The sequence below is a fragment of the Pseudomonas sp. RP-B7 genome, from assembly GCF_059803535.1.
Genome location: NZ_JAPFHC010000005.1, coordinates 183,721 through 210,448 on the forward strand (window position 1 = coordinate 183,721; position 26,728 = coordinate 210,448).

General features: G+C 62.0%; 23 protein-coding genes. 12 read left to right on the forward strand and 11 right to left on the reverse strand.

Annotated features, from left to right (window positions below; genetic code table 11):
- Positions 1–23 precede the first annotated feature (23 nt).
- Both OPU96_RS07720 and OPU96_RS07725 read right to left on the reverse strand, forming a co-directional pair.
- A complete protein-coding gene (locus tag OPU96_RS07720) occupies positions 24–383 on the reverse strand; it encodes a PilZ domain-containing protein (RefSeq protein ID WP_192299469.1) in 360 nt (119 codons plus the stop codon).
- Positions 384–609: 226 nt separating this feature from the next.
- Positions 610–984 (reverse strand): tetratricopeptide repeat protein, encoded by a 375-nt coding sequence (locus tag OPU96_RS07725; protein WP_498558930.1) that lies wholly within the window; start codon positions 982–984, stop codon positions 610–612.
- A gap of 173 nt (positions 985–1,157) precedes the next feature.
- Between OPU96_RS07725 and pyk the strand changes: the two genes are divergently transcribed.
- A complete protein-coding gene (gene pyk, locus OPU96_RS07730) occupies positions 1,158–2,609 on the forward strand; it encodes a pyruvate kinase (protein ID WP_192299471.1) in 1,452 nt (483 codons plus the stop codon).
- Positions 2,610–2,776: 167 nt separating this feature from the next.
- Here pyk and OPU96_RS07735 read toward each other — a convergent pair whose 3' ends face one another.
- Both OPU96_RS07735 and OPU96_RS07740 read right to left on the reverse strand, forming a co-directional pair.
- Positions 2,777–3,526 carry an enoyl-CoA hydratase-related protein gene (locus OPU96_RS07735; protein WP_226456269.1) on the reverse strand — a complete coding sequence of 250 codons (750 nt, stop codon included), beginning with the start codon at positions 3,524–3,526 and terminating at the stop codon, positions 2,777–2,779.
- Positions 3,527–3,556: 30 nt separating this feature from the next.
- Positions 3,557–4,489 (reverse strand): iron-sulfur-binding ferredoxin reductase, encoded by a 933-nt coding sequence (locus tag OPU96_RS07740; protein WP_226456270.1) that lies wholly within the window; start codon positions 4,487–4,489, stop codon positions 3,557–3,559.
- A 217-nt stretch (positions 4,490–4,706) separates the two neighbouring features.
- On the opposite strand from OPU96_RS07740, the gene OPU96_RS07745 reads away from it, so the two are divergent.
- The 4 genes from OPU96_RS07745 to OPU96_RS07760 all read left to right on the forward strand — a co-directional run bounded on the left by OPU96_RS07745 (position 4,707) and on the right by OPU96_RS07760 (position 11,157).
- On the forward strand, positions 4,707–6,230 hold the full coding sequence (locus tag OPU96_RS07745) for a fumarate hydratase (RefSeq protein WP_016971118.1): 1,524 nt from the start codon (positions 4,707–4,709) through the stop codon (positions 6,228–6,230).
- A 240-nt stretch (positions 6,231–6,470) separates the two neighbouring features.
- Positions 6,471–8,237: a sensor histidine kinase gene (locus OPU96_RS07750; RefSeq protein WP_226456271.1), complete on the forward strand. Its 1,767-nt coding sequence runs from the start codon at positions 6,471–6,473 to the stop codon at positions 8,235–8,237.
- Positions 8,231–9,556: a sigma-54-dependent transcriptional regulator gene (locus OPU96_RS07755; RefSeq protein WP_498558931.1), complete on the forward strand. Its 1,326-nt coding sequence runs from the start codon at positions 8,231–8,233 to the stop codon at positions 9,554–9,556. The genes OPU96_RS07750 and OPU96_RS07755 overlap by 7 nt, the downstream gene beginning before the upstream one ends.
- A gap of 281 nt (positions 9,557–9,837) precedes the next feature.
- Positions 9,838–11,157, forward strand: coding sequence for an MFS transporter (locus tag OPU96_RS07760; RefSeq protein WP_192299476.1), 1,320 nt, complete (start codon positions 9,838–9,840; stop codon positions 11,155–11,157).
- Between the two features lie 127 nt (positions 11,158–11,284).
- On the opposite strand, the gene OPU96_RS07765 is transcribed toward OPU96_RS07760, so the two are convergent.
- Positions 11,285–12,046: a COG4705 family protein gene (locus tag OPU96_RS07765; RefSeq protein ID WP_192299477.1), complete on the reverse strand. Its 762-nt coding sequence runs from the start codon at positions 12,044–12,046 to the stop codon at positions 11,285–11,287.
- A 196-nt stretch (positions 12,047–12,242) separates the two neighbouring features.
- Between OPU96_RS07765 and OPU96_RS07770 the strand changes: the two genes are divergently transcribed.
- The gene (locus OPU96_RS07770; protein WP_192299478.1) at positions 12,243–12,875 is read left to right on the forward strand and encodes a flavin reductase family protein; all 633 of its coding nucleotides are present in this window, start codon (positions 12,243–12,245) and stop codon (positions 12,873–12,875) included.
- Between the two features lie 159 nt (positions 12,876–13,034).
- Here the strand turns inward: OPU96_RS07770 and OPU96_RS07775 are convergent, their stop codons facing one another.
- Both OPU96_RS07775 and OPU96_RS07780 read right to left on the reverse strand, forming a co-directional pair.
- Positions 13,035–13,313, reverse strand: a complete 279-nt coding sequence (locus tag OPU96_RS07775) for a hypothetical protein (protein ID WP_192299479.1) — start codon at positions 13,311–13,313, stop codon at positions 13,035–13,037.
- Positions 13,314–13,325: 12 nt separating this feature from the next.
- Positions 13,326–13,667, reverse strand: coding sequence for an antibiotic biosynthesis monooxygenase family protein (locus OPU96_RS07780; RefSeq protein ID WP_192299480.1), 342 nt, complete (start codon positions 13,665–13,667; stop codon positions 13,326–13,328).
- Between the two features lie 328 nt (positions 13,668–13,995).
- Here OPU96_RS07780 and OPU96_RS07785 point away from each other — a divergent pair, with 328 nt between their 5' ends.
- Complete coding sequence (locus OPU96_RS07785; RefSeq protein ID WP_192299481.1) at positions 13,996–14,925, forward strand: AraC family transcriptional regulator; 930 nt, start codon at positions 13,996–13,998, stop codon at positions 14,923–14,925.
- Positions 14,926–15,051: 126 nt separating this feature from the next.
- Here the strand turns inward: OPU96_RS07785 and OPU96_RS07790 are convergent, their stop codons facing one another.
- The 4 genes from OPU96_RS07790 to edd form a co-directional block, all read right to left on the reverse strand.
- Positions 15,052–16,521, reverse strand: a complete 1,470-nt coding sequence (locus tag OPU96_RS07790; protein WP_192299482.1) for an ATP-binding protein — start codon at positions 16,519–16,521, stop codon at positions 15,052–15,054.
- Entirely contained in the window at positions 16,511–17,245 is a 735-nt protein-coding gene (locus OPU96_RS07795) for a response regulator (RefSeq protein ID WP_192299483.1), read from the reverse strand. The genes OPU96_RS07790 and OPU96_RS07795 overlap by 11 nt, the downstream gene beginning before the upstream one ends.
- A 143-nt stretch (positions 17,246–17,388) precedes the next feature.
- On the reverse strand, positions 17,389–18,345 hold the full coding sequence (locus tag OPU96_RS07800) for a glucokinase (RefSeq protein ID WP_226456273.1): 957 nt from the start codon (positions 18,343–18,345) through the stop codon (positions 17,389–17,391).
- Complete coding sequence (edd, locus tag OPU96_RS07805) at positions 18,342–20,168, reverse strand: phosphogluconate dehydratase (protein WP_305391458.1); 1,827 nt, start codon at positions 20,166–20,168, stop codon at positions 18,342–18,344. The genes OPU96_RS07800 and edd overlap by 4 nt, the downstream gene beginning before the upstream one ends.
- A gap of 221 nt (positions 20,169–20,389) precedes the next feature.
- Between edd and gap the strand changes: the two genes are divergently transcribed.
- The 5 genes from gap (at position 20,390) to OPU96_RS07830 (ending at position 26,596) form a co-directional block, all read left to right on the forward strand.
- Positions 20,390–21,391, forward strand: coding sequence for a type I glyceraldehyde-3-phosphate dehydrogenase (gene gap / locus OPU96_RS07810; RefSeq protein ID WP_192299486.1), 1,002 nt, complete (start codon positions 20,390–20,392; stop codon positions 21,389–21,391).
- Positions 21,392–21,617: 226 nt separating this feature from the next.
- A complete protein-coding gene (locus OPU96_RS07815; protein WP_498558932.1) occupies positions 21,618–22,136 on the forward strand; it encodes an RNA polymerase sigma factor in 519 nt (172 codons plus the stop codon).
- A 61-nt stretch (positions 22,137–22,197) separates the two neighbouring features.
- Complete coding sequence (locus OPU96_RS07820; protein WP_498558933.1) at positions 22,198–23,166, forward strand: FecR family protein; 969 nt, start codon at positions 22,198–22,200, stop codon at positions 23,164–23,166.
- A 115-nt stretch (positions 23,167–23,281) separates the two neighbouring features.
- Positions 23,282–25,852 carry a TonB-dependent receptor gene (locus OPU96_RS07825; RefSeq protein ID WP_498558934.1) on the forward strand — a complete coding sequence of 857 codons (2,571 nt, stop codon included), beginning with the start codon at positions 23,282–23,284 and terminating at the stop codon, positions 25,850–25,852.
- A gap of 135 nt (positions 25,853–25,987) precedes the next feature.
- On the forward strand, positions 25,988–26,596 hold the full coding sequence (locus OPU96_RS07830; protein WP_498558935.1) for a biliverdin-producing heme oxygenase: 609 nt from the start codon (positions 25,988–25,990) through the stop codon (positions 26,594–26,596).
- The last annotated feature ends 132 nt before the right edge of the window (positions 26,597–26,728 follow it).

The window sequence follows — 26,728 nt, forward strand, 5'->3', positions numbered from 1 at the left end:
ACCGGGCCGACAGCACGCGATAGCTAGGCTGAAGCCTGCAAAGGATCGAAACTGAAGTAATGCATCAATACGCTGATCAGTTGCCCATATTCCTCGGGCGCCTGGAGCACCCTGAACCCGGAATCGTAATGCTGTGGGTTGATGTCTTCATGACTCCACAAGCAGGTCGCCGTCAGGTCAATGGCCTCAAAGGTGTCGCCAGGCACGGGAATCTTCAAGCGCAACTCGAAGTCCGCGTCGACCATCATGGGCAGCAGGCTGATCAACATAAGCCCGTCTGCCGAGACGTTACCCAAAAAGCCGATGGGCTTGTCAGTGAGGCGGTTGAATACTTGCAGAAAACAAGGTAGCTGATGCCGCTCGATCCGTCGGTCGGTAAACATGGTGAGATCGCCATCCAATGGCCATTAATCTGGCCGTGCCAGTGATTCGGAACGAGCGCGTATCTCTCGCTCTCCCTGGATATCGGAGTGACAACATACAACCTTGTGTCACCAGACAACTGCCGAATCCGGGTCCCTCATTCGTTCGAATAGAAACTTGTACAAACGAACATCCAAAGGATAGCCCAAGACTGGCAACGGGCCAGTTATTAAATGACGAATGTCATCACAGCGAGGCCGGGCGCGTCTGGGCGGTGCTTGCTCCAGGGTAGTGTCCTAGCTGTTGCAAGGTATCGAGCCGCGCGCGGGCACGATAGGCGTACTCACTCGACGGATACTGATTGATGATGAACTGATAGGTCTGCACGGCGTCGACAAACAATTTCTGGCGCTCCAGGCACTGCCCACGCAACATCGAGACCTCCGGCTGCACATAACGCCGGGTACGGCTCTCGCGGTCGACCTGGGACAACTCCAGAGTGACGCGCTCGCAATCGCCGACCTTGTAGGCGCGATAAGCGTTGTTCAAATGGTGGTCCATCGACCAGCGGGTGCAGCCGACAACACTGATGGCCAGGGCGGCAACGAGCAAAATTCGCATGAGGGTTCTCCTGTCTTGTGCAATGTATCGACCCCTCGTCGAAAATCTTCAAGGTTGTTCGTAATCAGCCGCCGCGAAAACAAGTTAATCGTCGATAAGTAGTGCAAACGAACAATGACTACAACGAAAGAGCATAGTAGCCTTCCTCAGCGCTTGAACTCAGGAGTCTGTGCATGTCCGTCCGTCGTACCAAAATCGTCGCCACCCTTGGCCCGGCCAGCAACTCGCCGGAAGTCCTCGAACAGCTGATTCTGGCTGGTTTGGACGTCGCCCGTCTGAACTTCTCCCACGGCACCCCGGACGAGCACAAGGCTCGTGCCAAGCTGGTGCGTGACCTCGCGGCCAAGCATGGCCGTTTCGTGGCGTTGCTGGGTGACCTGCAAGGCCCGAAAATCCGTATCGCCAAATTCGCCAACAAGCGCATCGAGCTGAAGATCGGTGACCAGTTCACCTTCTCCACCAGCCACCCGCTGACCGAAGGCAACCAGCAAGTCGTGGGTATCGATTACCCGGACCTGGTCAAGGATTGCGGCGTCGGCGACGAACTGCTGCTGGATGACGGCCGCGTGGTCATGCGCGTCGACACCGCTACCCCGACCGAACTGCACTGCACCGTGATTATCGGCGGCCCGCTGTCGGACCACAAAGGCATCAACCGTCGCGGTGGTGGCCTGACCGCTCCTGCCCTGACTGAAAAAGACAAGGCCGACATCAAGCTCGCCGCTGAAATGGAAGTGGACTACCTCGCCGTGTCCTTCCCGCGCGACGCAGCCGACATGGAATACGCCCGTAAACTGCGCGACGAAGCCGGCGGCACCGCCTGGCTGGTGGCGAAGATCGAACGCGCCGAAGCCGTGGCCGATGACGAAACCCTCGATGGCCTGATCAAGGCTTCCGACGCCGTGATGGTTGCCCGTGGCGACCTCGGTGTGGAAATCGGTGACGCCGAGCTGATCGGTATCCAGAAGAAGATCATCCTGCACGCACGCCGCCACAACAAAGCGGTGATCGTGGCGACCCAGATGATGGAGTCGATGATCCAGAACCCGATGCCGACCCGCGCCGAAGTGTCCGACGTGGCCAACGCCGTGCTCGACTACACCGACGCCGTGATGCTCTCGGCTGAAAGTGCCGCCGGCCCGTACCCACTGGAAGCCGTGCAAGCGATGGCGCGTATCTGCGTCGGCGCTGAAAAGCACCCGACCAGCAAGACCTCCAGCCACCGCATCGGCAAAGAGTTCGAAAGCTGCGACCAGAGCATCGCCCTGGCGGCCATGTACACCGCCAACCACTTCCCGGGCGTGAAGGCGATCATCGCCTTGACCGAAAGTGGCTACACGCCGTTGATCATGTCGCGCATCCGTTCTTCGGTGCCGATCTACGCGTTCACCCCACACCGCGAAGCCCAGGCCCGCGCGGCGATGTTCCGTGGTGTGTACACCGTGCCGTTCGACCCGGCATCGCTGCCGCCGCACGAAGTCAGCCAGGCGGCCATCGACGAGCTGGTCAAGCGCGGCGTCGTGGAAAAAGGCGACTGGGTCATCCTGACCAAGGGCGACAGCTACCACACCACTGGCGGCACCAATGGCATGAAGATCCTGCACGTTGGCGACCCAATGGTCTGAGTGACTGCTGAATGAAAAAGCCCCGACTGGTTCGGGGCTTTTTTATGCCTGGGTTTTTGTGTGGCTGCACAGGACCTCATCGCGGGCAAGCCCGCTCCCACAGTTTGAGCGCGATCCCCTGTGGGAGCGGGCTTGCCCGCGATGAGGCCAGACCAATCAGCCAAGCTTCATCGCCCAGTGATAAAAGCCGACAACGCCGCAACCGCCTCCGGCGACCTCAACCGCTGGGTAAACAACGCGCCCTCCTCCTCAATCACCCGCCGCAACTGCTCGCGATCCACGCTTTTCATCAACTGCTTGGTCACCTGCACCGCCCCCGGCGCCAGCGTCTCGAAACGCGCAGCCACTTCCCGCGCCTTGGCCAACGCCGCTTCGCCACTGCCCAGCGCCTCGGTCGCAATCCCCCACGCCGCCGCCTGCTCACCGCTGAACCCCTCACCCAACAGCAACAGCTCTGCCGCCTTCGCATGCCCCAGCAGTCGCGGCAGGATCAGGCTCGAGCCAAACTCCGGACACAGCCCCAGGTTGACGAACGGCATGCGCAACCGCGCATCCCGGCTGACATAGACCAGGTCGCAATGCAGCAATAGCGTGGTGCCGATCCCCACCGCCGCGCCCGCCACTGCGGCGATCACCGGTTTGCGGCAGTTGAGCAGGCTTTGCATGAAGTGAAACGGCGGGCTGTCGAGGTCGGCTGGCGGTTGCTCGAGGAAGTCACCGATGTCATTGCCGGCGGTAAAACACTCGCTGCTGCCCTGGATCAGCACCGCATGAATGGCTGAATCTGCATCGGCCAACTCCAGCGCCTTGGCCAACTGTGTGTACATCCCACGGGTCAGAGCGTTTTTCTTGTCGGGGCGATTGAGCTGCAAGGTCAGCAGCCCACGTTCGCGGTGCTGCAGGATGGCGTCGGTCATGGCGATTCTCGCGGCTGTGGAGTTCAGCGCTCAACCACGGGGCAGGAACACGTCGGCCAGCAGTTGATTGCGCGGCAGGCCCGCCAGGAACAGGCGCTTGGAGAACGCGTCAACATGGGCGGGGTGTCCGCAGAGTAAGGCCAAGGTTTGCCGCGAAACAAGCCGCAGTTGCGCCAATGCCTGGGTCGCCTGCGCCGCCGTCCACAGCTCCACCGTCAAGTTCGGATGCTGCGCGGCCAGCGCTGCCAGGGGTTCGGCCAGGTAATGCCCGGCGACATCATGGGCCTGGTGAATCACGCGGATGGCGCCCTGGTGATCCTGGCGCAGCGCCTCACGCAATACCCCCCACAATGGGCCCAGGCCCGTGCCCGACGCCAGCAGCCACAACGGTCGGGCTTGCCAGTCCGGATCATATTGCAACGCGCCGCCACGCAACTCGCCCAGACGCAAACCGTCGCCGAGTTGCAACTGACGGGCAATATCGGTGAATTCCCCAGGCTGGCGGCAGTCGAGGTGAAACTCCAGGAACGGGTCCTCCTGCGGCAAACTCGCCAGCGAGTAAGGCCGCGCCACCTGCCCCGCCCACACCACCAGATGCTGGCCGGCGCGATAGCGCAGCCCACGCTCCGGTTGCAGACGCAGGCGCAGCACCGTCGAGCTCAACCAATCGACGCCCACGACCTGCGCCGCCAAACCGTCACGCACCGGATCAAAGGTTTCGACGCGCAGATCCGCGCTGACTTGGCACTGACAGGCCAACCGCCAACCCTCCTGGCGTTGGGCCGGGCTCAAGGCATCCGGCTGCCGATCGGAAACCTCGCCGGTACACCGCACCAGACACGCATGGCAACTGCCGGCGCGGCAACTGTAGGGCACCGCCACACCCGCCTGATTCAACGCATCCAACAGATTGCTGCCGGTGGCGACCGACCAGTGGCGTTCGCCGACGTGCAGTTCAGGCATATAAAGGTCTCAATCACAGGGGATGGGCACAGGGAATCATGCCTGCGACAGTTTGACCATAGTCGGGTGTATCGGCCACCGTGCCGGGTTATACTGCCGCGCCTTTTTAGCGTCGCGCCTGCACCATTGGCGTGCCTTGGAAAGGTGGCTTCAGCCGACCGATGCACCCCACTGAAGCCACCTTTATTGAATGTTCCCTTATAGAGGAGCGCGACTCATGACCGTGATCAAGCAAGACGACCTGATTCAGAGCGTTGCCGACGCCCTGCAATTCATTTCCTACTACCACCCCGTTGATTTCATCCAGGCCATGCACGAAGCCTACCTGCGCGAAGAATCGCCAGCGGCCCGTGACTCCATCGCCCAGATCCTGATCAACTCGCGCATGTGCGCCACCGGCCATCGCCCGATCTGCCAGGACACCGGTATCGTTACCGTGTTCGTGCGCGTAGGCATGGACGTACGTTGGGATGGCGCCACCATGGGCCTGGACGACATGATCAACGAAGGCGTGCGTCGCGCCTACAACCTGCCGGAAAACGTCCTGCGCGCATCGATCCTCGCCGACCCAGCAGGCGCGCGTAAAAACACCAAGGACAACACCCCTGCGGTCATCCACTACTCCATCGTCCCGGGTAACACCGTGGAAGTGGACGTGGCGGCCAAGGGTGGCGGTTCCGAGAACAAGTCGAAAATGGCCATGCTCAACCCGTCCGACTCGATCGTCGACTGGGTGCTCAAGACCGTTCCGACCATGGGCGCCGGCTGGTGCCCACCGGGCATGCTCGGTATCGGCATCGGCGGCACCGCCGAGAAAGCCGCGGTGATGGCCAAGGAAGTGTTGATGGAATCCATCGACATCCACGAACTGAAAAAACGCGGCCCGCAGAACCGTATCGAAGAGATGCGCCTGGAGCTGTTCGAGAAGGTCAACCAACTGGGCATCGGCGCCCAGGGCCTGGGTGGCCTGACCACCGTGCTCGACGTGAAGATCATGGACTACCCGACCCACGCTGCCTCCCTGCCGGTGTGCATGATCCCCAACTGCGCCGCCACCCGTCACGCGCACTTCGTGCTCGACGGTTCGGGCCCGGCGTCGCTGGAAGCGCCACCGCTGGACGCCTACCCGGAAATCGTCTGGGAAGCCGGCCCATCGGCCCGTCGCGTCAACCTCGACACCCTGACCCCAGAAGAAGTGCAGAGCTGGCAGCCGGGCGAAACCGTGTTGCTCAACGGCAAGATGCTCACCGGCCGCGACGCCGCGCACAAGCGCATGGTCGAGATGCTGAACAAGGGCGAAACCCTGCCGGTGGACCTCAAGGGTCGTTTCATCTACTACGTCGGCCCGGTTGATCCGGTGCGCGAAGAAGTGGTTGGCCCGGCTGGCCCGACCACCGCGACGCGGATGGACAAGTTCACCCGCCAGATCCTCGAGCAAACCGGCCTGTTGGGCATGATCGGCAAATCCGAGCGCGGCCCGACTGCGATAGAAGCGATCAAGGACCACAAGGCCGTGTACCTGATGGCCGTCGGCGGTGCTGCCTACCTGGTGGCGCAAGCCATCAAGAAGTCGCGCGTGGTTGCGTTCGCCGAACTGGGTATGGAAGCGATCTACGAGTTCGACGTCAAAGACATGCCGGTCACCGTTGCAGTCGACAGCAAGGGCGAATCCGTGCACATCACCGGTCCTGCCATCTGGCAGAAAAAGATCAGTGAAAGCCTGGCGGTAGAAGTGCAATAAGCACTTCCCCGCCATAAAAAATGGCGACTGCGGCTACACGGCCCAGTCGCCTTTTTTATGGCTGGCACGCTTCAAATGTGGGAGCGGGCTTGCCCGCGAAGGCGGTGGATCAGCCAACATCTGCGGCGACTGACACAGCGCATTCGTGGGCCAGCCCGCTCCCACACAAACCCATTCGTCACAAGATTCAAGGCACGCATGGTATGGTGCACTCCCCTCACTGCGCCTGTTCATCACCGTATGATCGTGATCCCTCGCCCCCTGCGCCTGACCTTCTATTCCCTGTTGATCATCGCCGGTGCGCTGTTGGCCGCCGCCTTGGCCACCCGCCACGCCGAGCGCCAAGCCTTGGTGGACGATGCGGCCCGTGCGAATCAGCAACTCGCGCTGTACGCCAATTCCCTGCACACCCTGATCGAACGCTACCGCGCCCTGCCCGCCGTACTGGCGCTGGACTCGGAAATGATCAGCGCGTTGAAAGGCCCGCTGGACCCCGCAACCCAGGATGTGCTCAACCGCAAACTGGAACGCATCAACGGCGCCGCACAGTCATCGACCCTGGAATTGATGGACCGCAACGGCCTCGCGGTGGCTGCCAGCAACTGGAACCTGCCGAGCAGTTATGTCGGGCACAACTACGCGTTCCGGCCGTATTTCAGCCAGACCAAAAGCCAGGGCACGGGACGCTTCTACGCGGTGGGGGTGACCACAGGCGTGCCGGGCTACTTCCTTTCCAGCGCGGTGGTGGATGAACACGAGCAGTTCCTCGGCGCCATGGTGGTCAAGCTGGAATTCCCCGAGCTCGAGCGCGAATGGGCCCAGGGCAACGACCTGTTGTTGGTCAGTGACGCGCGCGGCATCGTGTTTATCGCCAATCAGCCAGGCTGGCGTTACCGCAACCTGCGACCGCTGTCGGACACCGACCTGGCCGAACTCAAGGCCACCCGCCAATACGACAAGAAACACCTGGAACCGCTGGACACCCAGCCCTTGCAGCGCTTTGACGACAACAGCCACCTGATGCGCGTCAACGGCCCCGATGGCAACGCCAATTACATCTGGGAATCCCTGCCGCTCAAAGCCGAAGGCTGGACCCTGCACCTGCTGCGCAAACCGCAATTCGCCTTTGAAGACCAGCGCAACGCCGGCCTGGCCGCCGCCGGTTCCTGGCTGGCCCTGGTGTTCCTGGTGTTGTTCCTCACGCAGCGCTGGCGCCTGGCCCGGTTGCGCCAGCGCAGCCGCGAAGAGCTGGAGCGCCTGGTGGAGGAACGTACCCAGGCGCTGCGCACCGCCCAGGATGGCCTGGTGCAATCGGCCAAGCTGGCGGCGCTGGGGCAGATGTCCGCCGCCCTCGCCCATGAGATCAACCAGCCGCTGACTGCCCAGCGCATGCAGTTGGCCACCCTGCGCCTGTTGCTCGACCACGGCCGCGTGGACGATGCCTACAAGGCCCTGACCCCGCTGGACGAAATGCTCACACGCATGGCCGCGCTCACCGGCCACCTCAAGACCTTCGCCCGCAAGAGCCCCAGCGGCCTGCGCGAACGCCTGGACCTGGCGATGGTGGTCGACCAATCCCTGCACCTGCTCGACGCACGCCTGCGTGATGAAGGCATCGGCGTGGTACTCGACCTGACCCGCCCGGCCTGGGTCCGCGGCGACGCGATCCGCCTGGAACAGGTGCTGATCAACCTGCTGCGCAATGCCCTCGACGCCATGGCCGACAAGCCGCGCAAACGCCTGGAAATCCGCCTGCACGCCGACCAGCAGCTGTGGCAACTGACCGTCAGCGACAGCGGCGGCGGGATCGCCGAAGAACACCTGAACAGCGTGTTCGACCCCTTCTTCACCACCAAGCCGGTGGGTGATGGGCTGGGCCTGGGGCTGGCGGTGTCCTACGCCATCGTGCACGAATTGGGCGGGCGCCTGATCGCCGGCAACCGTGGCGACGGCGCGGTGTTTACCCTGACCTTGCCAATCGCGCTGGAGACGCCCGACCTATGTTGAACGCGGTGATTGTGGTCGATGACGAAGCCAGCATCCGCACGGCCGTGGAGCAGTGGTTGAGCCTGTCGGGCTTTGAGGTGCAGCTGTTCAGCCGCGCCGAGGCATGCCTGGCGCAGTTGCCCAGGGACTTCCCCGGCGTGATCCTCAGCGATGTGCGCATGCCCGGCCTCAGCGGCCTGGAGTTGCTCGCCGAAGTGCAACGCCGCGATGCCGACCTGCCGGTGATCCTGCTCACCGGCCACGGCGATGTGCCGATGGCGGTGGAAGCCATGCGCGACGGTGCCTACGACTTTCTGGAAAAACCCTTCAGCCCCGACGCCCTGCTCAACAGCCTGCGCCGGGCGTTGGACAAGCGCGGGCTGATCCTGGAAAACCGGCGCCTGCATCAACAGGCTGACCACAAGGCCCAGCTTGAATCGAGCCTGCTCGGCGTGTCCCGGGGGTTGCAGAACCTGCGGCGCCAGGTGTTGGACCTGGCAGGCTTGCCGGTCAATGTACTGATCCGCGGCGAGACCGGCAGCGGCAAGGAGCTGGTTGCGCGCTGCCTGCATGATTTCGGCCCGCGCGCGAAAAAGCCGTTTGTGGCGCTCAACTGCGCGGCGATCCCCGAGCAACTGTTTGAGGCCGAGCTGTTCGGCCATGAAAGCGGCGCGTTTACCGGCGCTCAGGGTAAACGCATCGGCAAACTGGAATACGCCCACGGCGGCACCCTGTTCCTGGATGAAATCGAAAGCATGCCCCTGGCCCAGCAGGTCAAGCTGCTGCGGGTGTTGCAGGAGCAGAAGCTGGAGCGCTTGGGCTCCAACCAGAGCATCCACGTGGATTTGCGCATTATTGCCGCGACCAAACCCGATCTGCTGGAAGAAGCGCGCGCCGGGCGTTTCCGTGAAGACCTGGCCTATCGGTTGAACGTCGCGCAACTGCGCCTGCCACCGTTGCGTGAGCGGCGTGAAGATATTCCGCTGTTGTTCGACCACTTTGCACACAGTGCCGCCGAGCGCCTCGGCCGCAGTATCGAGCCCTTGAGCGGCGCGCAGTTGGGGCGCCTGCTCAGCCACGACTGGCCGGGCAATGTGCGCGAGCTGGCCAACGTCGCCGAACGCCAGGTGCTGGGGTTGGGCGAGCCGGAGCCGGAAGGCATCGAGGCCGGGCAATCGTTGGCGGCGCAGCAGGAAGCGTTTGAAGCCCATTGCTTGAAGGCGGCGTTGACGCGGCACAAAGGTGACATCAAGGCGGTGCTGGCGGAGCTGCAACTGCCGCGGCGCACCTTCAATGAAAAGATGCAGCGCCATGGGTTGGCGCGGGAGATGTTTCTCTAGCGACCTTCGGGCCGTCTTCGCGGGCAAGCCCGCTCCCACACTGACTGCATTCCAAATTTGGAACTCGGTCAACTGTGGGAGCGGGCTTGCCCGCGAAAAGGCCAGCCGCCATAAGCGGATTTCCGCTCACCCCTCACAAAACATCAGCGACTTTCCGCTCAAAAAATCCGCCAAACCCTTCTAGACCGGGCCTTCATCCACCTGGCACAGCTCCTGCTATAGCCCCAACCAGGCTGTGCCCAGGCACGCTCCATAAAAACAACTAGATGAAGGATCCTTCAATGGATAACTCCAACGCCCTGCCTCTGGGGTCGGCGGCCGCGCCGGCAAAAGAACGCACCACCTCCAGCCGGATCAAATCGATCTTCAGCGGCTCGGTCGGCAACATGGTCGAGTGGTACGACTGGTACGTCTACGCGGCATTCTCGCTGTACTTCGCCAAAGCCTTTTTTCCCGCCGGTTCCTCCACCGCGCAACTGATGAACACCGCCGCGATCTTTGCCGTGGGCTTCATCATGCGGCCGATCGGCGGCTGGTTGATGGGCATGTACGCCGACTACAAAGGCCGCAAGGCCGCGTTGATGGCCTCGGTACTGTTGATGTGCTTCGGTTCGCTGCTGATCGCCCTGACGCCGGGCTATGACACCATCGGCATCGGCGCACCCATCCTGTTGGTCCTCGCGCGCTTGCTGCAAGGCCTGTCCGTGGGTGGCGAGTACGGCACCTCCGCGACCTACCTGAGTGAAATGGCGACCAAGGAACGTCGCGGCTTCTTCTCCAGCTTCCAGTACGTGACCCTGATTTCCGGCCAGCTCATTGCCCTGGCGGTATTGATCGTGCTGCAACAAGTGCTCACCACCGAGCAACTGTACGCCTGGGGCTGGCGCATCCCGTTCGCCATCGGCGCACTGTGCGCGGTCGTTGCGCTGTACCTGCGTCGCGGCATGGAAGAAACCGAGTCGTTCACCAAGAAGGAAAAAGCCAAGGAAAGCGCGATGCGCACCTTGCTGCGTCACCCCAAGGAAGTATTGACCGTGGTCGGCCTGACCATGGGCGGCACGCTGGCGTTCTACACCTACACCACCTACATGCAGAAATACCTGGTGAACACCGTCGGCATGAGCATTTCCGACTCCACCACCATTTCGGCGGCGACGCTGTTTCTGTTCATGTGCATCCAACCCCTGGTCGGCGCTCTGTCGGACAAGGTTGGCCGGCGGCCGATCCTGATCGCCTTCGGTATCCTCGGCACCCTGTGTACCGTACCGATCCTCACAACCCTGCACACCATCCAGACCTGGTGGGGCGCGTTCTTCCTGATCATGGCCGCGCTGATCATCGTCAGCGGCTACACCTCGATCAACGCGGTGGTGAAGGCCGAACTGTTCCCTACCGAAATCCGTGCACTGGGCGTGGGCCTGCCGTATGCGCTGACGGTGTCGATCTTCGGCGGTACGGCTGAATACATTGCGCTGTGGTTCAAGAGCATCGGCATGGAAACCGGTTACTACTGGTATGTGACTGCGTGCATCGCGGTGTCGCTGGTGGTCTACGTGACCATGAAGGACACGCGCAAGCATTCGCGGATTACCACTGACTAACAGCTGAATGCAGTTCTAAATGTGGGAGCGGGCTTGTGTGGGAGCGGGCTTGCTCGCGAATGCGGTGTATCAGACACAGATATTTTGACTGATCCACCGCATTCGCGAGCAAGCCCGCTCCCACATTTTAGTTTTGTATCGCCGGGCTAATGCGGTCACGTCCATACCGCCGTTGCGCATACGACGCCCCGACAATCATCACCACCAACACCGCCGCCAGCACCGCCGACGAGCCAATCGTGCCGAAATCCAGCCCGCCCTTTTCATGGGGTTTGGTGAGGAAGTCGCCCAGTGTCGCGCCAAACGGGCGGGTCAACACAAACGCCACCCAGAACAACAACACCGACGAGATCCGCGTGAAGTACTTGAGCGCCACCACGGCCGCAATGGTCGAGCCGATCAACAACGCACCGCCGGCAAAACCCAGCCCCGAATCGTCCGCCAGGAAGTCGCCCAGTGCGGTGCCCAGGGTGTTGGAAAACAGAATCGCCATCCAGTAGAACAACTCGCCACGGAACGTCTGCACCTTGTTCACGTTCAGCGAATCGCCGCTCAGGTGCCACATCGCGAAGATGATCATCAGGATCACAATCAGGATCATCGACCCCGTTGCGTAGCCCAGGCCTAAGGTACGGTCCATAAAGTCCGACATGGTGGTGCCGGCCGTGCTGGTGGACAGAATCACGATCCAGTACAGCACCGGGTTGTAGGTTTTCGACCAGAGTTGCGTCACCAGGGTGACAAGGAACACGCTGATCAAGATCATCGAACTGAGGGCGTAGCCGACATTCAGGGTCATCGAGAGCAAATCCCCGGCGGTTTCGCCCAGGGTGGTTGCGCAGATTTTCATGACCCAGAACGCCAGGGTGATCTGAGGAAGTTTGTTCATGGGGGGTAAAAAGCTCCAATGCTCAGTCTTTGAACTGGCCGACTTATGAGGGGGCGTCGACCTGCCGCGCAGACTGAACGTGTAGCTGTGAAAAATAGGTGGGCGCTGTATGAAAATTCCATATCGCCGATGGAAATTCACCGCCATGCCTTGCAGTATGGCCACCTCACCGCACTCAATCGCAGGAACCCCGGCCATGCCCGACGACATCCACTTCTACGAACCCGCCAACGGCCACGGCCTGCCCCATGACCCGTTCAATGCCATCGTCGGCCCACGGCCCATCGGCTGGATTTCCTCACAGGATCGCGAAGGCCGCTTGAACCTGGCGCCTTACAGCTTCTTCAATGCGTTCAACTACATTCCGCCGATCATTGGGTTTTCCAGCGTCGGCCGCAAAGACAGCCTGAACAATATCGAGCAGACCGGCGAGTTCGTGTGGAACCTGGCGACCCGCCCGCTGGCCGAGCAGATGAACCAGAGTTGCGCAGCGGTATCGCCTGAGGTGAATGAATTCGAGTTGTCCGGGCTGACGCCGGTGGCTTCGAAAATCGTTGCCGTGCCACGGGTCGGCGAGAGCCCGGTGTCGTTTGAATGCAAGGTGACGCAGATTATTCAGCTGCAACGGGCCGACAAGGAACGGGTACCGAGCTGGCTGGTGCTCGGTGAGGTGGTGGCGGTGCATATTGCCAAGTGGTTGCTCAAGGATGGCGTCTACGACACGGCCGCCGCCGAGCCGATCTTGCGTGGCGGTGGGCCGGCAGATTACTTCCAGCTGGGCCCGGAAGCCCTGTTCAAGATGTACCGCCCAGGCGCCACCAAACCCTGACTGAAATGCGATCAAAACTGTGGGAGAGGGCTTGTGTGGGAGCGGGCTTGCTCGCGAAGGCGGTGTATCAGTCGACATCTTTATCAACTGACAGACTGCATTCGCGAGCAAGCCCGCTCCCACACAAACCCTCTCCCACCTTTGGATCAGCAGTGTTATTTAGACTGTGGCAGGCGCCCAGGACAGCTGACCTTCTTCATCCACAGCAATCAACCGCTCAAGCTGCAGTGCCGCCGCATCGTCAGCATCGGACGCCGTCTTGAACTTCTGTCCATCAAGGATCTTGTGAAAGCGCGGGGCGCCCATGCCGTCCAGTGCCTTCACGGCGACGGCGGCGCTGTAGCCACCCTCTCCCGGCACTACGGCGGAAACGGCTTCGTGGTGGGCAAATTCTTTACGTGCCATGTTGCAGGTCCTGGCCAATGGAAAGTCGGCCATTCTAAACCTGATTTAGCCGGCGAGTTGCAGGTACTCGCCATAGGCGTTGGCGGCGGATGCATCGGTGAATGTCTGGAAATCCATACTGCGGATCACCATGTCGTTCAACAGCTCAGTGAAGATCATCAAGGCCGGTGAGTTGAAGTAGAGGCTCATCGCCTGCTCGCTGCTCCAGAAGCCCGAGACCAGCCACACATCGGCGTCAACCTGGGACTGCTGCAACGAGAATTGCAGGCAACCCTGAGCCTGGCGGCCCGGTTCGATCAAACTGCTCAAGCGTGCACCGAGTTCGGTGCTGCACCCGCTGCGGGCGCGGATAAAGGCCATATGGCTCGCGGGAATGGGGGTGGACATGTTCGACTCTCCCGTTGAGAAGTGATGCTCGGCAAGCACGGTGAGGGCGTGTTGCCACAGGATCAAAGATAACGGCGCGGCGCTCGGCGCGGTTAGTCGATTCCTGCCGGCTTATTGCACAATCCTGCGAGAAGCGTAGCGCGCAGGTCCGGGGTGCTGCAGAGATGAGCACCGCAGACTCAGTGTTTCAGGCAGATGACAGCCCCGCTGCTTGCCTGATTCGTGACGTATCGCAGGATCAGGCAAGGATTGTGCAGAATCGACGTAACACTTTTTGAAAAGTCGCCGCTAAGCTGAGCCCATCAAAAAAGCCTGTAGAGGACGCCCCATGTCGTCAGCTGAACATCAGTCCACGCCCCTCGATGCCGAGATGGAAAAACAGCGTGCCGAACTGGCCAGCATCGTCCACCGGCACACCTGGGAGGACGGTTCCTACGGCACCGCGATCACTTCGCTCTACCTGAACCGCCACAACACCCCACGCGACTTTATGCCGGTGCTGGTGGAGCCCGCGTTGTGCATCCTCGCCAGTGGCAGTAAGGAAGTGCGCCTGGCCGATGAAATCTTTGCCTATGACCCGCTCAATTACCTGGTGTTCTCGGTCGCCATGCCGGTCGCCGGGCGGATCATCGATGCCACGCCCGAAGACCCGAACCTGTCGGTGCGCATCAATATCGACCCGGCGCAACTCACCGCGCTGATCGCCGAAGCCGGGCCGATGGGCGTGCCGTCGCGTCCGACCGCCCGCGGCATGTACGTCGACCGCATCGACAACCCGTTGCTCGACGCGGTGCTGCGCCTGGCGCGCCTGCTGGATACGCCCAAAGACATCGCCATGCTCGCGCCGCTGATCAACCGGGAAATCCTCTACCGTTTGTTGCGTGGGCCGCAGGGCTATCGGCTGTATGAAATCGCCGTGGCCAACAGTCAGAGCCATCGGGTCAGCCAGGCGATCACCTGGTTGAACAGCAACTATGAACAGCCGCTGCGCATCGATGACTTGGCCAAGGAAGTGAACCTCAGCGTCTCGACTTTGCACCATCGGTTCAAGGCGATTACCGCCATGAGCCCGCTGCAATATCAGAAGCAACTGCGGTTACAGGAGGCGCGCCGACTGATGATTGCCGAAGGGCTGGAAGCCTCGGCGGCGGGGTATCGGGTGGGGTATGAAAGCCCGTCGCAGTTCAGCCGCGAATACAGCCGGTTATTCGGCGCGCCGCCTTTGAGAGACCTGGCCAGACTGCGCCAAAGCATCTGATTCAATAGAGATCAAAAATGTGGGAGCGGGCTTGCTCGCGAATGCAGTGGATCAGTGAGTATATTTTTGACTGACACACCGCATTCGCGAGCAAGCCCGCTCCCACATTTTGAGCTGCGGCGTTTTTTAATCCAGGCCACGAGGTAGCTGGAGGGTCACGCGCAGCCCCCCCTCGCGCAGATTCTGCAGACTCACCTCGCCGCCATGACTGTGGGCAATATTGCGCGCAATCCCCAACCCCAGCCCGTACCCCTGCTGCTGCCCAGCCAAGCGGAAGTGCGGCTCAAACACCTGCTCCAAGCGCTGCTCCGGCACGCCCGGCCCTTCATCATCCACATGCAGGATGAACTGCGCGCCATCGTCTTCGATGTGCAAATGCGCGTTCTGCCCGTACTTCAACGCATTGTCGATCAGGTTGCCGATGCAGCGCTTGAGCGCCAGCGGCTTGCCCGGATAGGTGCTCAGCGCACGACCGTGCTGGGTCACGCGGCCATTGCCGTTCGGCGCCAGGTACGGCTCGACCAGGCAGTCGAGCACGTGGTTGAGGTCCACCGGCTCGATGTTTTCGTGGATGTCGGTGTCTTTCACGCATTGCAGCGCACCTTTGACCAGCAACTCCAATTCATCCAGGTCGCGGCCGAACTTGGCTTGCAGGTTTTCGTCCTCAAGCAACTCCACACGCAGGCGCAGGCGTGTGATCGGTGTGCGCAAGTCGTGGGAAATAGCGCTGAACAACTGGCTGCGCTCGGTCAGGTAACGGCTGATGCGCTCGCGCATGGCGTTGAAGGCGCGGCCCACTTCGACCACTTCACTGCCGCCGCCTTCGGCCACGGGTTCGACGTCGGCGCCCAGGGACATGTCCCGCGCCGCCCGCGCCAGGCGTTTGAGCGGCCGGCTTTGCCAGTGCACCAGCAGGCCGATAAACAGCAGCAAGAAGCCGCTGGTGAGCACGATAAACCACACTTGCTGGGACGGCAGGCCCTGTTCTTCAAGGCTGGTGTAGGGCTCGGGCAGCAGCGAGGCGATGTACAGCCACTCGCCAGGGGCGAGCTGGATCTGGGTGACCAGCACCGGCGGGTTCACCGGCTCCAGGGTCAGCGCGTAATGCGCCCATGAGCGTGGCAACTCGTCGAGCTTCAAACCGGCGTTGAAGATGCGCAGGTCTTCGGCGCTGACGAATTCCACCGAGATGTGCACGTCGGCGCCCAGGGTCTGGCGCAGCACTTCATCCACCGCCTCCAGTACCGCCTGTTTGCGCGGAGTTTGCGGCAAGACCTGCATGTCCAGCGGCCGATCGTTGAGCGTCACCACGAACCGTGTGCCGCCCATGCTGCGCAATTGGTCGAGGACCAACGGGCGATAGGCCACCGGCAACGAACGGAAATAACTCACGCTGGCCGTCATCGAGTGCGCCAGGCTGCGGGCACTGGTGACCAGGCCTTCAAGCTGGGTGGCGCGCAGTTGCGAAACCCAGATCACGCTCGACAGCGCCTGGGCAAACAACACCACCAGCAAGGTCAGCAGCAGCATGCGCCCCAGCAGCGAGCGCGGTACCGGGAAGCGGCGGCGGCGTTCGCTCAGATGTTCAGTGGGCATTGCCGGCAACCACGCTGGCTGCCAGTTGATAACCGCTGCCACGCACGGTACGGATCAGCCTCGGCGGTTTTTCGGTATCGCGCAGGCGTTGGCGCAGGCGGCTGACGGCCATATCGACGATACGGTCCAACGGCATCAGGTCGCGGCCACGGGTGGCGTTGCCGATGGTGTCGCGGTCGAGGATCTGTTGCGGGTGATCGAGAAACAATTTGAGCAGAGCAAAGTCGGCGCCGGAGAGGATCACTTCTTCGCCGTCTACGTGGAACAGCCGGTGGCTGATCATGTCCAGGCGCCACTCATCGAACGCCAGCACATCGCTGCTGCCGCGTTGTTCCTGGCCGAACTGCGCACGGCGCAACAGCGCCTTGATCCGCGCTTGCAGCTCGCGGGGGCTGAACGGCTTGCCGATGTAATCGTCGGCGCCCAGTTCCAGGCCGATCACACGGTCGGTTTCGTCTGAGCTGGCGGTGAGCATGATGATCGGCACCTGCGCCTGGCGCGGGTGCTGGCGGATCCAGCGGCAAAGGCTGAAACCGTCTTCGTCCGGCAGCATCACATCCAGGATGACCAGGTCGCACGGCGCCTCGTTCATCGCCTGGCGGAACCCCGCGCCATCCGGCACGCCACGCACCTGGAAGCCGGCGCGACTGAGGTAGGTTTGCAGCAATTCGCGGATTTCCTGGTCGTCGTCGACGAGGAGAATGGATTTACTGATTACGCTCACGGGGGCCTCCTTGTTGTTATGGCCAAGCTTAAGTCATTTGTTGCCCTTGAGGCCCCCTTCGCGGGCAAGCCCGCTCCCACACTTGAAGGTGTTCACACATCAGAATGTGGGAGCGGGCTTGCTCGCGAAGAGGCCATCGCTGCCTACGCAAAAGCCTGTTCAAGCGCCACGCCCGCGCCAGTCAACCCGGAATAAGGCGCCGTCACCAACCACACCGGAATACCTTTGAAATAGTCACTCATGCAGCCTTTGTCGCGAAAGCTCTTGGCGAAACCGCTGGCGATAAAGAAGTCGGCAAACCTCGGTATCACCCCGCCCACGATATACACACCACCGCGCCCGCCCGTGGTCAGCACGTTGTTGCCGGCCACGCGGCCCAGCCAGATGCTGAACTGGTCCAACACTTCCATCGCCACCGGGTCGCCGGCCAGGCCTGCGGCCGTGATGGCTTCGGGGGTTTCCAGCACCGGGGTATGCCCGTCGACGGCACAAATCGCCCGGTACAGACGCGGCAAGCCACCGCCGCTCAAGGCGGTTTCGGCGCTGACATGGCCGATTTCAGAGTAGATGTGCTGCCACAGCTGGGTCTCTCGCGGGCTGCTCAATGGCAGGTCGACATGGCCGCCCTCCCCCGGCAGCGCCGCAAAACGCCCGCCCCCCAGGTCCAGCAGCGTGCCGACGCCCAGGCCGGTGCCCGGGCCGATCACCACCGCCGGGCGCAACGGTTCCGGCGTGCCTTCGCAGACCACGCGGAATTCGCCGGGTTTGAGGCGGGTCATGCCGAGGGCCATGGCCGAGAAGTCATTGACCAGCAGCAGTTCGTCTACCTGCAAGGCCTGGCAGAAAGCCGCCCTGCTCAAGCGCCAATGGTTGTTGGTGAACTTGAATTCATCGCCACTCACGGGACCGGCCACCGACAGGCACACCGCGCCAATGTCGCCGATGTGCAGGCCTTCTTCCTTGAGGTAGACCTTGATCGCATCCTCAGGGCTGGCATAGTCCGCCGTTGCATGCACGCGGATCGAATGCAGCTCCTGATCGCGCCACAACGCAAAACGCGCGTTGGTTCCACCAATATCACCGACCAGCGCAAGCTTCACTTAAGCGTCTCCAGGGCAGAGGTAAAGGCGCTGGCGCCCTGCTCTGCGGAGCTTGCGGCCAAGCGCATAAATGCAAACAGCTCGCGACCGGCCCCCACGTTGTTGCCCAGAAGGCCCGTGGCCGGCGCGCGCGCTGCGAATTCTTCGGCGTCCACCTTGAGCTCCAAGGTGCCTTTGACGCCATCCACGCGAATAATATCGCCATCACGCACCCGCGCCAGTGGCCCGCCGCTCTGGGCTTCGGGGTTGACGTGGATCGCGGCGGGAATCTTACCCGAGGCGCCGGACATGCGCCCGTCTGTCACCAACGCAACCTTGAAACCACGGTCCTGCAACACGCCGAGGAACGGGGTCATCTTGTGCAGTTCGGGCATGCCGTTGGAGCGCGGGCCCTGGAAGCGCATCACCGCGACGAAGTCTTTTTCCAACTGGCCGGCCTTGAAGGCATCGGCGAGGTCTTGCTGATCCTGGAATACCACCGCCGGCGCTTCGACGATCTGGTGCTCAAGGGCCACGGCCGAGACTTTCATCACGCCACGGCCGAGGTTGCCTTCCATCACGCGCAAGCCACCTTCCGGCGAGAACGCGCGGGCCACGGGGCGCAGGATGCTTTCGTCGAGGCTCTCGATCGGGCCGTCGCGCCAGATCAGTTCGCCGTCGACCAGGAACGGTTCCTGGGTGTAGCGGCTCAGGCCCTTGCCCGCCACGGTGTTGACGTCTTCGTGGAGCAGGCCGGCTTCGAGCAGTTCGCGGATCAGGAACGACATGCCGCCAGCCGCCTGGAAGTGGTTGATGTCGGCCTTGCCGTTTGGATACACGTGGGACAGGGTCGGCACCACCTCGGAGAGGTCGGCCATGTCGTCCCAGGTCAGGATGATGCCCGCCGACATGGCGATCGCCGGCATGTGCAGGGTGTGGTTGGTCGAGCCGCCAGTGGCGTTGAGGGCAATGATGGAGTTGACGATGGACTTCTCGTCGACGATCTCGCCAATCGGCATGAAGCTGCCGTTGGCCTTGGTCAGGCGCGTGACCTGGTGCGCGGCTTCGCGGGTCAGGGCGTCACGCAGCGGCGTGTACGGGTTGACGAACGAGGCGCCGGGCAGGTGCAGGCCCATCACTTCCATCAGCAATTGGTTGGTGTTGGCGGTGCCGTAGAAGGTGCAGGTGCCGGGGCTGTGATAGGACTTCATCTCCGATTCCAGCAGTTCTTCGCGGGTCGCCTTGCCTTCGGCGTAGCGCTGGCGTACGTCGGCTTTCTGCTTGTTGGAGATACCGGACGGCATCGGCCCGCCGGGCACGAAAATCATCGGCAGGTGACCGTAGCGCAGCGCGCCCATCATCAGGCCGGGGACGATCTTGTCGCAGATGCCCAGCATCAGCGCGGCGTCGAACATGTTGTGGGACAGCGCTACCGCCGTGGACATGGCAATCACTTCGCGGCTGAGCAGGCTCAGCTCCATGCCGGGCTCGCCCTGGGTCACGCCGTCGCACATGGCGGGGGTGCCGCCGGCGAACTGGCCGACCGAGCCCACTTCGCGCAGGGCCTTCTTGATCTGTTCAGGGAAATGTTCGTACGGCTGGTGCGCCGAGAGCATGTCGTTATATGACGAAACAATTGCCACGTTGGCGGCATTCATCATGCGCAGACTATTTTTATCTTCAGTGCCGCAACCGGCCACGCCGTGGGCGAAGTTGGCGCATTGCAGCTTGCCGCGCATCGGACCGTCGCTGGCTGCGCCGCGAATGAGCGCAAGGTAAGCCTCGCGGGTGGCGCGGCTACGGGCGATAAGCCGTTCGGTGACCTCAAGAACGCGGGGATGCATGTGTAGAACTCCAGGCTAACGGATGTGGCGACCTGAGTGTCTATGCTGATCAAACGCCCGCTAACCATGGGATGGCAGGGTGTCGTTTGAATCATCGGACCAGTTGATTCAGGTCACTCGTTGTAGATTGAACAAAATATTGCCACTAAAAAGGCTTGTTTTCTATTTTTATGCGAATAATCTTGTAATTCTTACAACAAATCGACGACAGGCACTTTCCAATGACTCTTCGTATCGCAATCAATGGTTTTGGCCGTATCGGCCGTAATGTCCTGCGCGCACTGTATACCCAAGGCTACCGCCAGGATTTGCAGATCGTCGCCATCAACGATCTGGGCGACAGTTCGATCAACGCCCACCTGCTCAAATTCGACACCGTACATGGCACTTTCGAAGCAGAGGTCGCCCACGATCAGGAAAGCCTGACCGTCAATGGTGACCGGATCGCTGTCAGTGCCATTCGCAACCCGGCCGAACTGCCGTGGGCCGCGCTGAATATCGACGTGGTGTTCGAATGCACCGGCCTGTTCACCGACCGCGCCAAGGCTGCCGCCCATATTACCGCCGGCGCACGCAAGGTGATCATTTCCGCACCGGCCAAGGGCGCGGACGCCACCGTCGTCTACGGGGTGAACCACGACATTCTGCGCCAATCCCACCAGATCATCTCCAACGCCTCGTGCACCACCAACTGCCTGGCGCCGGTTGCCCAGGTATTGCACCGCGAACTGGGCATCGAAAGCGGCCTGATGACCACCATTCATGCCTACACCAACGACCAGAACCTGACCGACGTCTACCACACCGACCCGTACCGCGCGCGGTCGGCCACCCAGAACATGATCCCGAGCAAGACCGGCGCCGCCGAAGCGGTCGGCCTGGTACTGCCGGAACTGGCAGGCAAGCTGACCGGCATGGCCGTGCGTGTGCCGGTGATCAACGTGTCGCTGGTCGACCTCACCGTGCAGTTGAAGAAGGAAGCCACGGCCGAAGAAGTCAACGCGCTGCTCAAGGAAGCCAGCCAGCACTCGAAAATCCTCGGTTACAACACCCTGCCGCTGGTTTCGAGCGACTTCAACCACAACCCGTTGTCGTCGATTTTCGATGCCAATCACACCAAGTCCACTGGCAAATTGCTGAAAGTGCTGGCCTGGTATGACAACGAGTGGGGGTTCTCCAACCGCATGCTGGATAACTGCCTGGCGCTGTGCAACGCCGAATAACGGCCCAGTAGAAATCCCCACGGGAGTTGGCTTGTGTGGGGCTTGTGTGGGAGCGGGCTTGCTCGCGAAGGCGGTGGGTCAGTCGACATCTTTATCAACTGACAGACTGTATTCGCGAGCAAGCCCGCTCCCACATTTGTCCTGCGCCAACCCTCCCAAAAGTGCTCCTTGCTATTTGAGTTGATGATAAGCATTATCATTAACTGCAAATCGGTCTGGTACCCCTGTGAGCCAATCTCGCTTCAACCAAGTCTTTATCACCCAACGGGTGATTCTGCTACGCACCTTGCAGCGGATGGTAAATAACCCCAGCACCGCCGAGGACCTCTTGCAGGAAACCTACCTGCGTGTCACCCGCGCCCTCAGCGAGCGGCCGATCGACCACCTCGAACCCTTCGTCTATCAAACCGCACGCAATCTGGCGCTGGATCATCTGCGCTCACGCAGGATCCAGGCCCGTACGTTGCAGGAAGATGTCCCGCTGGATGTCCTGCAAAGCGTCGCCGCCCCCATCAGTACGCCCGAAGACGCGACCCAGGCCGAGCAACTGCTGGAACACCTGAGCGTCAGCCTCGGCCAGTTGAGCGCCCGCCAGCAGCAGATCTTCATCCTCAGCCGCCTGCACGGTTGCAGCTACCAGGAGATTGCCGATCAGTTGGACGTGTCCTTGAGCACCGTGCAAAAGGAACTGAAGTTGATCATGGCCATCTGTGTAGGTGTGGCCGAAAGGCTGGATCGGCTTTAAGCTTCACCCGATTCAGCTGTAGGAAAGATCAATAAAACGTGGCGAAGACCCGAGGAACACCGTGACGGACCCGAATAAACTGCACCCCCATGAGCTGGCTCATGAGGTGTTGCAAGACACGGCTATGGACCAGGCCCTCGACTGGCTGATCTCCTTGCAGTGCCCGCAGCCTGGGCAGCAGGCCGAGTTCCAGGCCTGGCTGGCCAGCGATCCGGCCCACGCCCACGCTTTCGCCAAGGCCCAGGCCGCCTGGGGGGGCGCGCCGGTGCACAGCGCTGCCGTCGCCCTCGCCGCGCCACGCAAGCCGAGTGCCTGGCGCCGGCTCAAACCGCATTGGAAACCCCTGGCGACCGCCGCCGTGCTGCTGATCGGCCTGTTCAGCTTCAGCAACCTGCCGGTGCGCCTGCAAGCCGACCACCTGACCGTGGTCGGCGAACGCCAGCGCCTGCAACTCGACGACGGCGCGAAAGTGCTGCTGAACACCAACTCGGCGTTTTCCAGCAGCATCAAGGACCACCAGCGCGTTGCCCGCCTGTATCAGGGCGAAGCGTTTTTCGAGATCGCGCCCAACCGTGGCCTGCCCCTGGAGATCGACGCCGGCCCGGTGCGCGCCAGCGTGCGCGACACGGCCTTCGCCGTGCGCTACCTCAACGGCGAGGCCCAGGTGCAAGTACAACGCGGCGACGTGGACCTGAGCAACACCGTCGACGACGCCCGTGTGCGCCTGAGCGCCGGGCAAAGCATCCGCATCGGCCCCAAGGGCTTCGGCCCACCGGCCAAGCTGGATGCAGACAAGGACCTGGCGTGGGTCGAGGGCCGGCTGATCTTTGAAAACTGCCCCATGGGCGAAGTGCTCGCCGAGCTGCGTCGCTACTACCCCGGCTGGATCGTCAATAACAACGACCAGCTCGCCAGCGTCGCCGTGACCGGCAACTACCGCCTCGACCAGCCCTTGGACGTGGTGCGCTCCCTGGCACACATCACCTCGGCCAAGCTCTCGGAATACCCCGCGCTGGTGATCCTGAACTAAATGAGAATTATTTTTACTCGATAGCCTGCGACGGTACGTCTCGTCTTAGCCAATGCAACTGATTCCTATTTGGTTCGGTTCGCAACTATAAGATTCGTACTCCGGAGCGCTCTCGATGTCCTCTCGTTTCAATCGCCGGTCTTCTTCGCCCGTCTTGTCCTTGCTGACCGCCGCCGTTCTGCTGGCCGGCGCGCCGGTGATGAGCGCCAGCGCCGCCGAACCGGCGCCACGCAGCCACGGCAACTACAACTTCAGCATCGCCCAGCAACCGCTGGTCTCGGCGCTGAATGCCTTCACCGGCGTCACCGGCTGGCAAGTCGGCCTGCCGGCGGAACTGGGCCAGGGTGTCTCGTCCCCCGGCGTACGCGGCCCGCTATCAGCGGAAAAGGCCCTGGACCAGCTGTTGGTGGGGACCAACCTGAGCTACCGCAAACTGGGCAACAACAATATCGTCCTGGAAAAGCGCGTCGCCGGCAGTACCCTCAACCTGCAACAGGTGACCATCAGCGCCACCCGCCACGAACAGGATGTGAACAGCGTCCCCAGCACCGTCAGCGTGCATGATCGCCAGGAGCTGGACCGCCTCAACGTCGGCAACAGCCGCGACCTGGTGCGCTACGAGCCCGGCGTCTCCGTCGGCGGCGCAGGTACCCGCTCCGGTAATGCCGGCTTCAACATCCGTGGCATCGACGGCGACCGCATCCTCACCCAGGTCGACGGCGTTGAAGTGCCCGATCACTTCTCCAACGGCCCCTACGCGCAAACCCGTCGCAACTACGTCGACCCGGAAATCGTCAAGCGCGTCGAGATCCTGCGCGGCCCGGCGTCAGCCCTGTACGGCAGCAGCGCCATCGGCGGCGCAGTGAGCTACTTCACCCTCGACCCGGACGACATCATCAAGCCCGGCCAGGACGTCGGCGCCCGCCTCAAGACCGGCTACAGTTCCGCCGACGAGAGCTGGCTGACCTCCGGCACCGTCGCCGGCCGCGTGCAGGACTTCGACGGGTTGCTGCACCTGAGCCAGCGCAACGGCCACGAAACCGAATCCTACGACGGCAACAATGCCACCGGCCTGGCCCGCACCGGCGCCAACCCGGAAGACGCGCGCACCACCAACGTCCTGGCCAAGCTGGGCTGGAACTACGGCGACGAAAACCGCCTGGTGCTGACCTACGAGAAGTACAAGGACGACCGCGATACAAACCAGAAAAGTGCGGTAGGCGGCCCGTTCAACACCGGCTTCAACAGCAACCTGTACCGCGCACGCTCGGGCAACGACACCATCAGCCGTGAACGCTTCGGCCTGGAAAACACCTTCGCCCTCGACGCGCCGTTTGCCGATCACATCAAGACCAGCCTCAACTACCAGATCGCCAAGACCGACCAGAGCACCGCCGAACACTACGTGTCGGGTGCGCGCAACCTGCTGCGTGAGCGCGAGACGCTCTACCAGGAAAAACAATGGATCTTCGACGCCCAGTTGGACAAAGCCTTCGCCATCGGTGACACCGACCACGTGGTGACCTACGGCACCACCCTCAAACAGGCCAAAGTCACCGGCTCGCGTACCGGCAGCGCCACCTGCCTGACCGTCAGCACCTACTGCGCGGCCGTCGGTGGTCCCAGCAGCTTCGCCTCGGACAAAGTCACACCGGCCAGCGACTTCCCGGACCCGACCATCAACACCTACGCGCTGTTCGCCCAGGACCAGATCAGCTGGGGCGACTGGACCTTCCTGCCGAGCGTGCGTTATGACTACACCCAGCTCAAGCCCAAGCTGACCGAGGATTTCCTCAACGCCACCGACCCGAACCGCATCTACGCCCACGACGACAGCGACAAGACCTGGCACCGCGTATCGCCCAAATTCGGCCTGACCTACGCCCTGACCGATAACTACACCTGGTTCGGCCAGTACGCCGAAGGTTTCCGCACCCCATCGGCCAAGGCCCTGTACGGGCGCTTCGAGAATATCCAGCAAGGCTACGTGGTCGAACCGAACTCGGACCTCAAGCCGGAAAGCAGCAAGAGCTTCGAAACCGGCCTGCGTGGCAATTTCGAATCGGGCAACTTCGACGTGGCGGTGTTCTATAACAAGTACCGCGACTTCATCAACGAAGACGCCGCGCTGCTGTCCCCCACCGGCACCGCCTTCAAGGCCAGCAACATCAAGCGCGCCACCATCAAGGGCGTGGAAGCCAAGGGACGCCTGAACCTCGACGCCTTCGGCGCGCCGCAAGGCCTGTACTCCCTGGGTTCGGTGGCCTATGCCTACGGCCGCAACGAGGACACCGGCGAGCCGATCAATAGCGTCAACCCGCTCAAGGGCGTGTTCGGCCTGGGCTACGAGCAGCAGAACTACGGAGCGCTGGTCAGCTGGACCCTGGTCAAGAAACAGAACCGTGTCGACAGCGCGACCTTCTTCTCACCCGATGGCGACACCACCAAGGCCCCGTTCAAGACCCCAGGCTTTGGCATCGTCGACCTGACCGGTTTCTACAAAGTCACAAACGACGTGACCATCAATGGTGGCCTGTACAACGTGACCGACAAGAAATACTGGAACTGGGATGACGTGCGCAGCTTCGACAGCATCGGCGAAGCCGGCGTGACCGCGCCCGCCAACATCGACCGCCTGACCCAGCCTGGCCGCAACTTTGCGATCAACCTGATCTGGGACATCTGATAGCACCCGCCTCACCTCGTCGAAATTTCATCGACGGGGTGAGGTTTTTTTACTGTGCCGCGTCTTCCTGTTCGTCTATTTGATAACGGCTCTCTTTAAGAGCAACAAGGCGCTCCCCTTCTCAAGGACTTTTCCATGACCGCTACAGCTACCGCAGAACGCCCACACCTGCGCTCCCAGCGCCTGAACCAGATCACCCACGCGCCACACGCCCAGCTTGATGCCCTCGTCAAAGCCCACGCTCCGTTCGAAACCCAGGCCAACTTCGCCCGTTTCGTGGTCGCGCAGTACCTGTTCCAGTCGGAACTGGTGGCCCTGTACACCGATGCAGAACTGATCAAGCTCATCCCGGACCTGGCCGAGCGCTGCCGTGCCGACGCCGCCAAGCTGGACCTGGCCGACCTCGACACCGAAGTGCCCGCACCCGTGGCCGGTGCGGTGAGCAACCCGAGCAAGGCCGAAGCCCTGGGCTGGCTGTTCGTGTCCGAAGGCTCCAAGCTGGGCGCCGCGTTCCTGATCAAGCGCGCGGTAGGCCTGGGCCTGAGCGAAACCTTCGGTGCCCGTCACCTGGGCGAACCCGCCGGTGGTCGCGCCGAAGGCTGGAAGCGCTTCACCCGCACCCTCGACGCGCTGCAGTTCAGTGCTGCAGAAGAAGCCGCGGTGGAAAAAGGTGCTGTGGATGCGTTTGTACGCTTCACCGTATTGCTGGAACAGGCGTACGCTAGCGCCCCTGAACTGGCCTGACCCTTGGTTGGGATGCAATCAAAAATGTGAGAGCGGACTTGTGTGGGGGCGGGCTTGTGTGGGAGCGGGCTTGCTCGCGAATACAGTCTGTCAGTTGATAAAGATGTCGACTGGCACACCGCCTTCGCGAGC